The sequence below is a fragment of the Sulfurospirillum sp. 1612 genome, assembly GCF_036556685.1.
In the GTDB taxonomy this organism is placed as follows: Bacteria; Campylobacterota; Campylobacteria; order Campylobacterales; family Sulfurospirillaceae; genus JAADIZ01.
Window position 1 is genome coordinate 1,156,725 of sequence record NZ_CP140614.1, and the last position, 13,669, is coordinate 1,170,393.

General features: G+C 37.0%; 14 protein-coding genes. 12 read left to right on the top strand and 2 right to left on the bottom strand.

Annotated features, from left to right (window positions below; all coding sequences use genetic code 11):
- Nucleotides 1–18 precede the first annotated feature (18 nt).
- The 12 genes from SFB89_RS05710 (at nucleotide 19) to SFB89_RS05765 (ending at nucleotide 12,391) form a co-directional block, all read left to right on the top strand.
- Nucleotides 19–1,053: a D-alanine--D-alanine ligase gene (locus tag SFB89_RS05710; protein ID WP_331775988.1), complete on the top strand. Its 1,035-nt coding sequence runs from the start codon at nucleotides 19–21 to the stop codon at nucleotides 1,051–1,053.
- A 69-nt stretch (nucleotides 1,054–1,122) separates the two neighbouring features.
- A complete protein-coding gene (locus SFB89_RS05715; RefSeq protein WP_331775989.1) occupies nucleotides 1,123–1,341 on the top strand; it encodes a type II toxin-antitoxin system Phd/YefM family antitoxin in 219 nt (72 codons plus the stop codon).
- A gap of 9 nt (nucleotides 1,342–1,350) precedes the next feature.
- Complete coding sequence (locus SFB89_RS05720; RefSeq protein WP_331775990.1) at nucleotides 1,351–2,070, top strand: alpha/beta fold hydrolase; 720 nt, start codon at nucleotides 1,351–1,353, stop codon at nucleotides 2,068–2,070.
- 9 nt (nucleotides 2,071–2,079) lie between these two features.
- The gene (locus tag SFB89_RS05725; RefSeq protein ID WP_331775991.1) at nucleotides 2,080–3,513 is read left to right on the top strand and encodes a UDP-N-acetylmuramoyl-tripeptide--D-alanyl-D-alanine ligase; all 1,434 of its coding nucleotides are present in this window, start codon (nucleotides 2,080–2,082) and stop codon (nucleotides 3,511–3,513) included.
- A gap of 120 nt (nucleotides 3,514–3,633) precedes the next feature.
- Nucleotides 3,634–5,733: a phosphate acetyltransferase gene (gene pta, locus SFB89_RS05730; RefSeq protein WP_331775992.1), complete on the top strand. Its 2,100-nt coding sequence runs from the start codon at nucleotides 3,634–3,636 to the stop codon at nucleotides 5,731–5,733.
- The gene (locus tag SFB89_RS05735) at nucleotides 5,730–6,926 is read left to right on the top strand and encodes an acetate/propionate family kinase (RefSeq protein WP_331775993.1); all 1,197 of its coding nucleotides are present in this window, start codon (nucleotides 5,730–5,732) and stop codon (nucleotides 6,924–6,926) included. Before pta ends, SFB89_RS05735 begins: the two co-directional genes overlap by 4 nt.
- Nucleotides 6,927–7,292: 366 nt before the next feature.
- Nucleotides 7,293–8,249: a TRAP transporter substrate-binding protein gene (locus SFB89_RS05740; protein WP_331775994.1), complete on the top strand. Its 957-nt coding sequence runs from the start codon at nucleotides 7,293–7,295 to the stop codon at nucleotides 8,247–8,249.
- Nucleotides 8,188–8,745, top strand: coding sequence for a TRAP transporter small permease subunit (locus SFB89_RS05745; RefSeq protein WP_331775995.1), 558 nt, complete (start codon nucleotides 8,188–8,190; stop codon nucleotides 8,743–8,745). The genes SFB89_RS05740 and SFB89_RS05745 overlap by 62 nt, the downstream gene beginning before the upstream one ends.
- On the top strand, nucleotides 8,735–10,069 hold the full coding sequence (locus SFB89_RS05750; protein WP_331775996.1) for a TRAP transporter large permease: 1,335 nt from the start codon (nucleotides 8,735–8,737) through the stop codon (nucleotides 10,067–10,069). The genes SFB89_RS05745 and SFB89_RS05750 overlap by 11 nt, the downstream gene beginning before the upstream one ends.
- The gene (locus SFB89_RS05755) at nucleotides 10,066–10,797 is read left to right on the top strand and encodes a 5-oxoprolinase subunit PxpA (RefSeq protein ID WP_331775997.1); all 732 of its coding nucleotides are present in this window, start codon (nucleotides 10,066–10,068) and stop codon (nucleotides 10,795–10,797) included. Before SFB89_RS05750 ends, SFB89_RS05755 begins: the two co-directional genes overlap by 4 nt.
- The gene (gene pxpB / locus SFB89_RS05760) at nucleotides 10,794–11,474 is read left to right on the top strand and encodes a 5-oxoprolinase subunit PxpB (protein ID WP_331775998.1); all 681 of its coding nucleotides are present in this window, start codon (nucleotides 10,794–10,796) and stop codon (nucleotides 11,472–11,474) included. Before SFB89_RS05755 ends, pxpB begins: the two co-directional genes overlap by 4 nt.
- Nucleotides 11,471–12,391: a biotin-dependent carboxyltransferase family protein gene (locus SFB89_RS05765; RefSeq protein WP_331775999.1), complete on the top strand. Its 921-nt coding sequence runs from the start codon at nucleotides 11,471–11,473 to the stop codon at nucleotides 12,389–12,391. Before pxpB ends, SFB89_RS05765 begins: the two co-directional genes overlap by 4 nt.
- Here SFB89_RS05765 and SFB89_RS05770 read toward each other — a convergent pair.
- On the bottom strand, nucleotides 12,388–12,837 hold the full coding sequence (locus tag SFB89_RS05770; RefSeq protein ID WP_331776000.1) for a hypothetical protein: 450 nt from the start codon (nucleotides 12,835–12,837) through the stop codon (nucleotides 12,388–12,390). The two genes, SFB89_RS05765 and SFB89_RS05770, sit on opposite strands and share 4 nt — an antisense overlap.
- Nucleotides 12,838–12,917: 80 nt before the next feature.
- A complete protein-coding gene (locus tag SFB89_RS05775) occupies nucleotides 12,918–13,664 on the bottom strand; it encodes an amino acid ABC transporter ATP-binding protein (RefSeq protein ID WP_331776001.1) in 747 nt (248 codons plus the stop codon).
- Nucleotides 13,665–13,669: the final 5 nt, after the last annotated feature.

Here is a 13,669-nt window from a genome sequence, read left to right on the forward strand (position 1 = left end):
TAAGATAAGTGAGTATTGATGAAAATTGCACTAGTATTTGGCGCCAATAGCTTTGAACATGAGATTAGTATTGTCAGTGCGATTGCACTGAAAAAAGTTTTGAAAAGTGAGTTGATTTATATTTTTTGTGATTATAATAGAGATTTTTATCTCATTCCAACGGACAAGATTAATTCGAAAAGATTTAGTAGCGGAGAGTACAAAAAAGATAAAAAAGTAGCGATTGGACAAGGAGGCTTTTATCAAAAAGGTCTTTTAAGTGAGAAAAAAATCGACTGCGATATCGTGATGAGCGTGGTGCATGGCAAAGATGGTGAAGATGGTAGCCTTGCTTCTTTGTTTGATTTTTTCAAGATTCCCTATATCGGTCCGAGAGTGGAGGCCAGTGTCATTAGCTACAACAAGCTTTTAACCAAACTCTATGCCAAAGAATTTGATGTCAAAACACTTCCTTATACGACACTTCAAAAAGATTCTAATCGAGATATTACACTTGAATATCCCGTGATTGTAAAGCCTACACGATTAGGGAGTTCTATTGGTATTAGTATTCCTACCAATAAAGAAGAGTTGGATTACGCTCTTGATGTTGCTTTTGAGTTTGATTCCCAAGTGATCATCGAGCCTTTTATTCGTGACATTAAAGAGTATAACCTTGCTGGTTGCAAGTGTGATGATTATCGTTTTTCTATCATCGAAGAGCCGGAAAAAAATCAGATATTGGACTTTGATAAAAAATATCTTGATTTTTCAAGAACCAAACGGGTGAATGAAGCGAATCTCTCTGATGCGTTAATCGCAAAAATACAAGAAAATTTCAAAAGATTGTATGAGCCGTTTTTCTCAGGAGCCCTCATCCGATGTGATTTTTTTGTGATTGATGATGATGTTTATATCAATGAAATCAATCCAATCCCTGGTAGTATGGCCAATTATTTGTTTGATGATTTTGATAGTATTATCAAAGATTTAGCCCATCATCTGCCACAAAGTATAAAAATTCCTCAAAATTATACCTATATTAATGATATTCAAGCAGCAAAAGGCAAATAATACGTTATAATACATAAAATTTTATGTATTATAACAAACTGCACATTAGAATACCAAAAAGGAATAACTATGATTTCTTATACCCAAAAGGAGATAGTATCGGCTACGGATGCTGTACGAAACTTCAGCTCGGTCTTGAAAAGTATCTCTAGCAAAGAAAAAGAAAAAGTGGTGATTGTCAAAAACAACAGATTTGAAGCAGTTGTTTTGAGTGTAGACCAATATGAAAAAATGACAAAAGCGGTGGAAATTCTTGAAAATATTTATAATAAAACAAAAGCGAAATAGAATATAATTATGGCACAAAAAAGAGTTTGCTATGATGAGATTACATACAATATTAGCTATGAGATTCATCATCATGATAAAAAACAAGAGATTGTCTTCTTACACGGTTGGGGCAGTAATAAGGAGATCATGAGAAATGCTTTTTTGAAGTATCTGCCTGAATTTAAGCACATCTATATTGATATGCCAGGTTTTGGTAACTCAGACATTAAAAATCCCTTAGATACGAAAGAATATGCCAATATTATTCAGGTTTTTTTAGATTCTATTCATGCTTCTAAAGCCATCATTTTTGGCCACTCCTTTGGTGGTAAAGTGGCGACTTTGTTAGACCCTAAAATATTGGTATTATTGAGTACTGCGGGTATTTTAAATAAAAAATCCTTCAAAACTAAAGCCAAAATTTTAACCTATAAGTTACTCAAGCCCATCGCGCAAAAATCGCTATATAAAGTATTCGCGACCAAAGATGTCTCAGGGATGTCTCAGGTGATGTATGAGACCCTCAAAAAAGTTGTAGATGAGGATTTTGAGCCTATTTTTGCTGCGTTTCAAAATAAAGCCTGTGTTTATTGGGGGCGTGATGATGCGGCTGTTCCCCTTTGGAATGCAGAAAAAATTACGGCATTAATAAAAAATTCTAAGATGCGCGTTTATGAAGGAGACCATTTTTTCTTCTTGAAAAATGCTGCGTTGATTTGTGATGATTTCAAAAAAGATTTAAATTAGGTGATGATGATGGTATATTTAGAGTTATTAGTACATGTATTATTTACATTATGTTTGGGATATTATTTTATCAGTGCGATGCAGTGGTACAGTTATAAGTTAGAGCGAGTTGTGCTACATTTTAATCGATATGATTGGCATTTTTATTTCTTCATGATACCGATTTTTATCTATTATATTTCGGGCGTTTATTTCTTGTTGTATTTTTTTATTATCTATATCCCGACACTTTTTCTCTGGTACCGTGCCATTGATAAAAAGCTCATCTTTACACCGCGCATCAAACGTTTTTTTGGCTTTTTGGCTTTAGCGATAGTGTTTCAAGATCTCTTGTGCTTCTTAAATCCAAATTGTCTTATCTATGGTGTTATATTTCCACTTTTCTTCTCTTATCTTGCGTCTTATTTATACGAAAAAATACTCTTTTATGACTTCAAAAAAAGAGCCTCCAAGAAACTATTGGCAAATCCAAATTTGAAAGTCATTGCGATTACGGCAAGTTATGGTAAAACCAGTATTAAAAATTTCCTTTATGAAGTCTTGTCACAACACTATAATGTTTACAAAACACCTCGCAGCGTCAATACGCTAGGAGGTATCATCAAGGATATTAATGAAAATCTAGACGATGATATCGTCTTTTATATCGTAGAGGCAGGTGCTCGTGCAAAAGGGGATATTTTAGAAATTGCACAATTTGTCCAACCGCACATCGCAATCGTGGGACAAATTGGTGAACAACATATCGAATATTTTAAAACACTGCAAAATATACGAGATACCAAGATGGAACTGCTCCAAAGTGCACGATTAGAGCACGCTTTTGTTCATACCAGCGCCCATGTTAAACCAGAAAAGCATATAACATTTTTTGGTGATCATATTGAGGGTATTATACCGACATTAGAAGGGATTGATTTTGATTTGATTTTTGATGCAAAACAGTATCATTTTCATGCCAATTTATTAGGGGCTTTTAATGCCCAAAACCTTGATGTTGTGATTCGTACTGCTAGGTATCTTGGTCTTGATATGGAGACGATACAAGAGCGTATTGCACATCTGTCACAAGTAGAACACCGATTACAAAAGATAGAAGCCAATGGTAAGATAATCATCGATGATAGTTACAACGGAAATCTTGAGGGGATGGTCGGCTCGTACGAGCTTGTTTCTCAATACTCTGGACGGAAAGTCATCATCACTCCGGGTATTGTGGAGAGTGATGAAGCCTCTAATATCAAATTGGCCAACAAAATTGATGCGATATTTGATTTGGTGATTATTACGTCAAAGATTAATGCAAAGATTTTGGCACAACACATACAACATACTGAAAAAATTATTTTAAAAGACAAGGGTAAAATCGAAAAAGTATTGGCAGAAAATACACAAATGGGAGATTTAATTTTATTTTCTAACGATGCACCGACATTTATGTGATATTATAATTTATTATTTATAATAAAAAAAGTATAATTTATTAAACGCAAAAAAATATCTTATATTTTTGTAATCTTTATTTTAATATGATACCGTTAAAATGAGAATCAAGGGAGTGGTATGAAGTCAGACAGTCTTTACATATCTTCGTTAGAAAAAGCTGCGGGCAGCTTGATTATAACGATGGGTATTATGGAATTACTCAAAGGGAAACTGAACCGAGTTGCTTTTTTTAGGCCTGTTATCTTGGATACAAAAACAGTTGATAATGACATCGCTTTTGTACTTGAAAAATATGATCTCGATGTCAAATATGAAGATGCTTATGGTTTTAGCGTTCATGAAGTAGAGAGTCTCCTCGCGGAAAATAAATTTTCTTTCTTCATTGAATCTCTTTTGGAAAAATACAAAAAGCTCGAAAAAGAGTACGATTTTGTAGTCGTAGAAGGGCTCAATAGTTCTGCATTTTCACAAACTGTTGATTTTGATATCAATCTCGCAATTGCACAAAATCTTGGGATTCCTTATGTGAGTATTTTAACAGGAAAAGATAAAAGTGCTTCAGAAATATTAGATGAAATTACGATAGAAAGTGATGCGATTAAAGCCTCAGGATGCGCGCATATCGCTACATTCGTGAATCGTTTGGATTCAAAAATTATCAACAAATTAAAACATGATATTATTTCTTTGGGCGTCAAAGAAAGTCCAATATATTTCCTAGAAGAATTAACCGAATTAGATACACCAACCGTTGCTGAGATTAAAAGAACACTCAATTGCATGCAAATACTTGGTGAAGAACGCGACTTGCGACGGGTAGTCAGACAAAGCAAGATAGCGGCAATGAAGCTTGATAACTTTTTGGAGTACATTGAAGATGGTGATTTAATCATTGTGCCAGGGGATCGATCTGATATTATCATTGGTTCTTTAGCCTCAATTTTATCAGAAAACTTTCCAAATATCTCAGGGCTTCTTTTGACCGGAGGACTCTTACCTCATCGATCAATTAAAAAGCTATTTAGTGGGTTTGAACAGTGTAGTTTGCCGATATTAAGTGTTGAAGAAGATACTTATAAAACGGCGATGAAAGTCCAGAATGTCAAAGCGACCATTACCCCACAAAGTGAACGAAAGATCGCGCTTGCTATGGGGCTTTTTACCTCTAATGTCGATATTAGTTATCTTGAGAATAAAATTGTTTCTGATAATGGCAATGGTATGGTGACTCCGATTATGTTTGAATTTCGTTTGTTTGAACGCGCTAGAGCCAATCGCAAAAGAATTGTGCTACCAGAGAGTGGTGATGAACGAATCTTGCGAGCCACAGAGATACTTCTCAGACGTGATGTTGCAGAGATTATATTATTAGGTGATAAAAAGCATGTTCTTGACAAAGCATCAAAGCTTGGCCTTGATATTTCAAAAGCCACGTTTGTCAATCCAAAAACATCCCCATTGATGGATAAATACGCCAAACTTTTTTATGAGCTTCGAAAACACAAAGGTTTGAGTGAAGATGTGGCACGACAATCTATGGAGATGGAGAGTTATTTTGCGACGATGATGGTGCATTGTGGTGATGCTGATGGTATGGTCTCAGGCGCCATTCATACAACGCAAGAGACGATACGACCTGCGTTACAAATTATCAAGACAAAACCAGGTGTCTCTATTGTATCGAGTATCTTCTTTATGTGTTTGGATACCAAAGTTTTGGTTTATGGTGATTGTGCGGTCAATCAAGACCCGAATGCAGAACAGTTAGCTGAAATTGCTATGACTTCGGCTAAAACAGCGGCAATGTTTGGAATCGAGCCTAAAGTTGCGATGTTATCTTATTCTACTGGTGATTCAGGTAAGGGCGAAGAAGTTGAGAAAGTAAGAACAGCAACCAAAATCGTCCATGAACGCGAAACAGAGCTTTTGGTTGAAGGTCCGATTCAATATGATGCGGCGATTGATGAAAATGTTGCAAAAACCAAATTGCCAGATAGCAAGGTTGCTGGTAAAGCGACTATTTTCATATTTCCAGATCTCAATACCGGTAATAATACCTACAAAGCCGTACAAAGAAGTTCAGGTGCTGTTGCTATTGGTCCGGTTCTTCAAGGTCTCAATAAACCGGTCAATGACCTGAGCCGAGGTTGTCTTGTCCCCGATATTGTCAATACTGTAGCTATTACAGCAATCCAAGCAGGAGAAAATGATAAATGAAAATTTTAGTAATCAACAGCGGGAGTTCATCGATTAAATTTCAGCTTTTCAAAATGTCAAATAATGCCTCTTTAGCTAATGGATTGGTAGAACAAATAGGTGAAAAGATGGCGCATGCAGAAATACGTTTTCATGATGATTCTGGACATGAATTTCAAATCACAGAAGATCAAACGATAAAAAATCACAAAGAGGGATTGGAAGTGGTCAATTCTCTTTTGATAGAATCTGGTATCATCAAAGACTTAACGTGTCTAGATGGAATCGGGCATCGTGTTGTCCACGGTGGCGCACACCTTTCCAAACCCATCATCATTGACGACCAAGTTATCAGTGAGATTAGACGATTAATCCCACTAGCACCATTACACAACGCCGCCCATCTTGATGGTATTCTTAGCTCCCTAGAACAGTGTCCTAATGTACCCCAAGTGGTGGTATTTGATACGGCCTTTCACAGTACCATGCCACAACATGCATTTATGTATGCACTCCCTTATGATTTGTATGAGGAACATCAAGTCAGAAAGTACGGTTTTCATGGAACATCACACCATTATGTCGCAAAGGAAGCATCTAAATTTTTAAATCTTGATTATGACAAGATGAATGCCATCAGCCTACATTTGGGCAATGGCGCAAGTGCTTGTGCGATTAAAGAGGGGAAAAGTGTTGATACGTCTATGGGATTAACACCCTTAGAAGGATTGGTGATGGGAACTCGTAGCGGGGATATGGACCCTGCTATTTTGCCTTATCTTGCTAAGATGAAGGATATGGACATTCATGATCTTGATACTATGCTCAATAAAGAGAGCGGACTCAAAGGTATCTGTGGAAACAATGATATGCGAATAGTCGGAGAGATGGCAAAAACTGGAGATGAGAAAGCAGAGTTGGCCATCAAGATGTTTACCTATCGGGTTAAAAAATATATTGGGGCTTATTTGGCTATTTTAGGAAATCTCGATTGCTTAATTTTCACAGGAGGTATTGGTGAAAATGATATAGATGTTAGAAGACGAAGCTGTTTGGGGCTTGAGCATCTTGGCATTATTATCGATAATGACTTAAATAACCAATACGCAAAAGGCCCGATTGAAATCAGTGCCAAAGAGAGTGCCATCAAGGTAGTTGCAATTCCAACCAACGAAGAGTTAGAAATAGCCGCACAAGTCAAAGCACTCATATAGTGCTTTGTAGATACAATTTTTGAACTTATATCTTAAAAGAATCTTTTGATTCTTTTAAGATATTTTCTCCACCTCAACTCTCAATATAACATAGCCCTTTATCTTCTCAATGTTTTTTATATATCATGATGCATAAAAAATTGGCACTGTGAGCCACTTTGTCGGAACACTTTTATGCTAAAATAAAAGAGTAAGAAAAACCGGTGCTGTTTTATTCCATCATGCACATTATATTGTGTCATGATTCTTGTAACTTTTGGTGACAAAACAGCCAAAAATCGAAAAAAAAGAATGGTTTTGCCACAGGCTCACTGATTTCTTACTTCGAATTGTTAGTATAAGTATATAAAAAATAAAGGAGTATACATGATCAAGAAGATTTTAGTTGCAACAGGGCTTACATCGATGATGTTTGCAGCCAATGTTACGATGGATTTAAATGCGAAATATGGGGCGACAAACTTTCATACTGTGGGTGCTGAAAAGTTTGCCAAATTGGTAAATAAATACAGTGATGGGACTGTCAAAATCACCGTACATGCGGGGAGTTCTCTTGTCAAAGGCAATCCTTTAAAAGCGGTCAAAGACGGCGTGGTGCCGATGACAGATATGTTTATACCTTTCACTGCAGGCGGGGGTAAAGTCTTTGGTATATCAGCACTGCCTTTTATCGCAAAATCCTACGATGATGCGTACCGACTCTATCAACTTTCAAAACCAGCATATGAAAAAACCGCAAAAAAATGGAATCAAAAACTTCTCTATGCGGTGAGTTGGCCACCGAGTGGTTTGTACACCAAAAAAGCGATCAATTCTACAGCAGATTTTGCAGGAATCAAAGCAAGAACGTATGATAAAAACTCAGCAAATTTTGTCAATATGGCAGGAGGTAATGCTGTGGCACTTCCTTGGGGAGAGGTCTATTCAGCACTCAATACCGGCTTGGTCAATGCCGTTGTAACATCATCAGCCTCAGGAAAAGATGGAAAATTTTGGGAAGTATTGACCCACTTTACTAAAATCAATTATGCGTATCCATTGCAAGCGGTGACTATCAATCTAGATTATTGGAACAGCATGAATGCTGCGCAACAAAAAGCCATGCTCAAAGCGGCTAAAGAGATTGAAAAATCTCAATGGGAAGCATCTAAAAATGAAGACAAAATCGCATTGAAAATGCTGGCAGACCACGGCATGATTATCTCAGATGAAAGTTCAAAACTCTCAAGCGAACTCGATGTTGTCGCTAAGAAACTACTCGATGAGTATCTCAAAGATGCCAGCCCTAGTATCAAAAAGATTTTCAAAGAGTATCAAAAATAAGATGTTAAAACGTTATTTTCTTAAATTTGATAAAGGCCTCAACACACTTGGGGTCTTTCTCTCTTCGCTTTGTATTATCGCCTTGGTGGCTTTGATTCTCTTAGAGATTGTTCTAAGAACGTTCTTTGACACATCCACCATGTTTGCCGATGAGTACAGTGGTTATTTTTATCTGGCGTCTGTTTTTCTCTCTTTAGGCTTTGCTTTTCGGGAGAAAGCACACATTAGAATCAACATACTCACCTCAAGATTGAAAAATGTAAAATTAAAACAAGCTTTAGATATCTATGCGGGGGTTGTCACCTTTTTTGTGATACTCTTTATCTTATATCGCGTTATTCTGATGTGTATGGATTCCTACGAATTTGAAATACTCTCAGAAGGTGTTTCTGCCACTCCGATATATATGACACAAATTCCAATGATTGTAGGGTTGTTTATCTTTGTCATTGCAATTTTGGCATTTATTATCAAAGGAGGGCATCATGATAGCTGATCCTCTTGTTTTGACGGTTGTATTGTTGTTTGTCATGTTTGCTTTATTGCTCTCATCTATCTGGATTGGAGTCTCTTTGATGTTGACGGGTATTTTTGGAATGTTGATATTCCAAAATCACTTACCGCCTTCTATCAGTATCTTTGACAAGATTGGAGATCTCTTATCTTCTTCATTATATGATTCACTGAATTCTTGGTCCCTAGCCGCACTTCCGATGTTTATTTTGATGGGAGAATTGTTGTACAAATCTTCAATTTCAAGTAAATTATTTAACGGTTTGATTCCTTGGTTGGACAAAGTTCCTGGTAGATTATTGCACATTAATGTTGCGGCTTGTTCTTTGTTTGCCGCCGTTTCTGGTTCATCAGCCGCTACGACAGCCACCGTAGGCAAGATTACCTTGGGAGAACTGAAAAAAAGAGGTTACAGCAAAATGCTGGCTATTGGTTCACTGGCAGGAAGCGGAACTTTGGGATTTTTGATTCCTCCTAGTCTTATCATGATTATTTATGGTGTGCTCTCCAATGTTTCGATCGGACAGCTCTTTATCGCAGGAATTTTCCCCGGACTCTTACTCGCAAGTGCCTATGCCCTTTATATCATGATAGCGGCTTCTTTTGATAAAAAAGCAATTCCTCTGCAAACAGAAAAAGTCACGTGGCAGGATAAAATGAATTCTATCAAAGATTTGCTACCCATTATGCTATTGATTACTTTGGTGTTAGGAAGTATTTATGCAGGTTTTGCGACGCCAACTGAAGCAGCGGCTTTGGGTGTTTTGGGTTCATTGTTGCTGGGATTGTATTTTAAAAGTCTAGATTTTGAAGTCATTAAAATCGCATTATTAAACTCGATTAAGACAACGGTGATGATTAGCTTTATCATTGCCGGAGCGGGTTTTCTCTCTCAAGTGGTCGGCTTTTTAGGCATTGCTACTGCATTGAGTGAATACATCGCATCGTTACATCTCTCTCCTTATATGTTGATTTTTGTTGTGGGGATTATGTATGTGATTCTAGGTATGATGCTAGATGGTATATCGATGGTTGTCATGACCCTGCCCATCGTCCTTCCTATTGTCAAGATGGCCGGTTTTGACCCACTTTGGTTTGGTATCTTCTTGGTTTTTATGGTGGAATTATCGCAAATCACCCCACCTGTTGGTTTTTCTTTATTTGTAATTCAGAGTATTTCCGGTGAAAAAATTGGCTATATTTTAAAGGCGACTTTTCCATTTTTTGTTATAATGATACTGGTGGTTGTCTTGGTGACAGCCTTTCCTGAAATTGCATTTTATTTGCCGAGGAGAATGATACAGTGATAAAATTAAATTGTGATATGGGTGAGAGCTTTGGCGCTTGGAAAATGGGCTTGGATGAAGCGGTGATGCCTTTGATTGATATGTCAAACATCGCCTGTGGATTTCATGCAAGTGACCCGGTGATTATGAATCAAACTGTCAAGATGGCGGTAGCTCATGATGTGACGATTGGAGCCCATGTGGCTTATCCTGATTTGGTTGGTTTTGGTCGACGGAGTCTTGCATGTACTCATGATGAAATTGAGAGTATGGTTATATATCAAATAGGCGCATTGGCAGGTATTTCTCAAGCCAATAATACAAAAGTGAGCTATGTCAAACCTCATGGTGCCCTTTATAATGATATGATGAAAGATGTTGCGATTTTTGAGAGTATCCTCAAAGCCATAGCACAGTATGACAAAAATCTGAAACTCATGATATTAAGTTCAGCCAAAAATGAGACCTATGCCAAGATTGCAAATCAAGTAGGTGTTGATTTGATTTATGAAGTCTTTGCTGATCGTGCCTATATGGAAGATGGCAGTTTGATGCCACGCAGTATGCCACATGCGGTACTTGAATCCAGTGATGACGTGATGGAGCGTTTGATTTATTTGAGTCAAAACGGTGTGATTAAGGCACATACCGGTAAAGAGTTAGCATTACGAGCGGATTGTATCTGTGTGCATGGTGATAATGCTCATGCGGTTGAAATCGTGAAAGCTATGAGAGAGTATTTGAGTTGATAGAGTATAAAATCGCTTCAGTAGATAGTATTATTGTCTATTTTGCTGACCATATTTCTCGGGACAATGTTGATTTGGTGCAGAGTAATTATATTCATATTAAAAATCTAAAACATGAAGGATTAATAGATATCATTCCTTCTTATACCTCAATTCTCTTTCATTATGATTTGCGGATTTTTGATTTTAAATCAATCGTAGCTTTTTTACAAGAACATATTGCACTCGATCGCCGTATGGATAAAGAAGAGGGGCGCTTGATTGAAATTCCGATTTATTATGATGAAAGTGTAGGATTTGATTTGGCACATGTTGCCAAAGAGGCCAATCTCAGCATTCAAGAAGTGATAGCCATACATTCAAGTTGTGAGTATTTGGTCTATTCGATAGGGTTTTTACCCGGATTTGCGTATCTGGGCGAAGTAGATAAAAGAATTGCCACACCAAGACTCACGAGTCCACGGAGTAAAATTCCTCGGGGTAGCTTAGGTATTGCTGATAATCAAAGTGCTATTTATCCAGTGCAAAGCCCTGGAGGATGGAATATTGTGGGGAGAACATATCAGGATATGTTTGACAAGAAAATCGATGGTTTTTCTTATCTAAATGTGGGAGATCGTGTGAAGTTTTTACCGATTGATAAAGATGAATTTTTAAAAAATGGTGGCGTGATTTGAGTTGTTTTAAAGTCATAGAAGGAGGGCTTCTCTCCTTGATTCAAGATAATGGTCGATTTGGTTTGTGCCACAAAGGACTCACCCAATCAGGAAGTATGGATGAGTATGCTTATCGGGTAGCCAATAATTTATTGGGAAATCCTCACAATACCAATTGTATTGAAATCACCTTAGGAGGATTGAAACTTGAGTGTGATGATGCGTGTACTATCAGTGTGTGCGGTGCCAATGCAAAATTTACCATCAATAATCAAACAGCAGATATCTGGAGAACACACAACCTGCACCAAGGAGATATTTTAGAGTTCAAATTTGCCACTTCGGGTGTACGGGTATATCTTTGTGTCAAGGGAGGTTTTAATATCCCACAAGAACTCGGAAGTTGTGCGACGACCATCAAAGAGGGAATCGGTGGGCTTAATGGCAAAAGCTTGCAAAAGGGAGATATTATCAACTTTTTTCCTCATGCCATACAAAAAGAACATCGCCTTCACAAAGCAGATTTCATACCCCAATATACACAAAATTTAAAATTACGTGTGATTTTGGGCTATCAAGATGGATATTTTGATCCCGATGAAGTAGAAAAGTTTTTTTCTCAGACTTATACTATATCTTCGGAAAACAATCGAATGGGATATAAATTAAAATCAGATCCAATTCACTGCAAGATTGATGGCATTATCTCAGAAGGTATCAGTTTTGGGGCGATTCAAATTCCCAAAGATGGGCAACCTATTATTTTATTAAAAGACAGACAAACCATAGGGGGATATCCAAAGATTGGTTCTGTACTGCCAATAGATTGTTTTAAATTAGCACAGATGCGCATGGGAAATCACGTTACTTTTGAGCCCATATCAATCGATTTGGCTCAGGAAAAAATGAAACTATTTTATGAGAGTCTTGGTTATTAGCGTTGCAATTCTGCAAAACGCGCTTGCAAATCTTCTCGCATCTTCTCTGCGATTAAATCACCATTTTGGATGTAGCCTTTCACAAAACCATCCAAATTGATGAGGATTTCAGCGAGTTCTGCTTCAATTTGTTCTTTGGTTCTATTTTTTGACATTGTTGTTTCAAAAAACACCAATTTACGAATAAAATCTGAGAGAATTTCACTCGCTTGCTCTGCTTTTTCGGGGTCTCTGAGCGCAAATATGACATCATCAGAAGAGCCTTTTTTGATGTCAGATCGAATATCTCTGATATAATCTTGCACATGAGCTGAAAAATCTCCATATTTTGCATTGGGATTTTTGAGTGATTCTATATCAATATTTTCGGTGACTTTTTTAATATTTTTAATAACAATCAATATGATAAATACAGATACCAAAATGACAGGTAAGAGTTGATCCATAATAAGCCTTTTTTGATTATATATTTTAGAATTATAGCAAGATATGTATAAAGTTGTCTTATTTCTAAGACAACTTTAGGCTAATGAGAAAGAATTTGACTTAAAAAGAGTTTGAGTCTGTCTGATTGTGGATTTTCAAAGAATTCTTCAGGGGTGTTTTCTTCGATAATTTGTCCCGATTCCATAAAGATAACACGATCGGCTACTTTTTTAGCAAAGCCCATTTCGTGAGTCACACAAACCATCGTACGATGCTCTTGAGCCAATTCCACCATAACATCTAAGACTTCTGAAATCATCTCTGGGTCAAGTGCACTGGTGGGCTCATCAAATAGCATAATCGATGGATTTTTACAAAGACTTCTTGCGATTGCTACGCGTTGTTGCTGACCACCTGAGAGTTGATTGGGGTATTTTTTGGCTTGATCTGCGATACCGACTCGATCTAAGAAATTCATCGCCGTCTCAATCGCATCTTTTTTAGGGGTTTTTTTGACCCAAATCGGTGCTAGTGTGAGATTATCTAAAATCGTGAGATGCGGGAAGAGGTTGAAGCTTTGAAAAACCATCGCCACATCTTCACGAATTGCTTTAATTTTTTTGACATCATCGCTCAACTCAACATCATTGACGATAATCTGTCCTTCTTGAAATTGTTCAAGATAGTTGATACAACGAATCATCGTTGATTTACCACTTCCTGAAGGTCCTGCTACGACGATAATCTCACCTTTTTTGACATTTAAATTGATATCTTTAAGGACATGGAAATCGCCATACCATTTATTTAAATTTCTAATCTCTATTACATCATTTTTATTTTCCATAATTT

Bases quoted from the DNA above. Each gene is read 5' to 3' on its own strand.
- SFB89_RS05710 (WP_331775988.1), top strand. From the start codon at position 19: ATGAAAATTGCACTAGTATTTGGCGCCAATAGCTTTGAACATGAGATT.
- SFB89_RS05715 (WP_331775989.1), top strand. From the start codon at position 1,123: ATGATTTCTTATACCCAAAAGGAGATAGTATCGGCTACGGATGCTGTA.
- SFB89_RS05720 (WP_331775990.1), top strand. From the start codon at position 1,351: ATGGCACAAAAAAGAGTTTGCTATGATGAGATTACATACAATATTAGC.
- SFB89_RS05725 (WP_331775991.1), top strand. From the start codon at position 2,080: ATGGTATATTTAGAGTTATTAGTACATGTATTATTTACATTATGTTTG.
- pta (WP_331775992.1), top strand. From the start codon at position 3,634: ATGAAGTCAGACAGTCTTTACATATCTTCGTTAGAAAAAGCTGCGGGC.
- SFB89_RS05735 (WP_331775993.1), top strand. From the start codon at position 5,730: ATGAAAATTTTAGTAATCAACAGCGGGAGTTCATCGATTAAATTTCAG.
- SFB89_RS05740 (WP_331775994.1), top strand. From the start codon at position 7,293: ATGATCAAGAAGATTTTAGTTGCAACAGGGCTTACATCGATGATGTTT.
- SFB89_RS05745 (WP_331775995.1), top strand. From the start codon at position 8,188: ATGAGTATCTCAAAGATGCCAGCCCTAGTATCAAAAAGATTTTCAAAG.
- SFB89_RS05750 (WP_331775996.1), top strand. From the start codon at position 8,735: ATGATAGCTGATCCTCTTGTTTTGACGGTTGTATTGTTGTTTGTCATG.
- SFB89_RS05770 (WP_331776000.1), bottom strand. From the start codon at position 12,837: ATGGATCAACTCTTACCTGTCATTTTGGTATCTGTATTTATCATATTG.
- SFB89_RS05775 (WP_331776001.1), bottom strand. From the start codon at position 13,664: ATGGAAAATAAAAATGATGTAATAGAGATTAGAAATTTAAATAAATGG.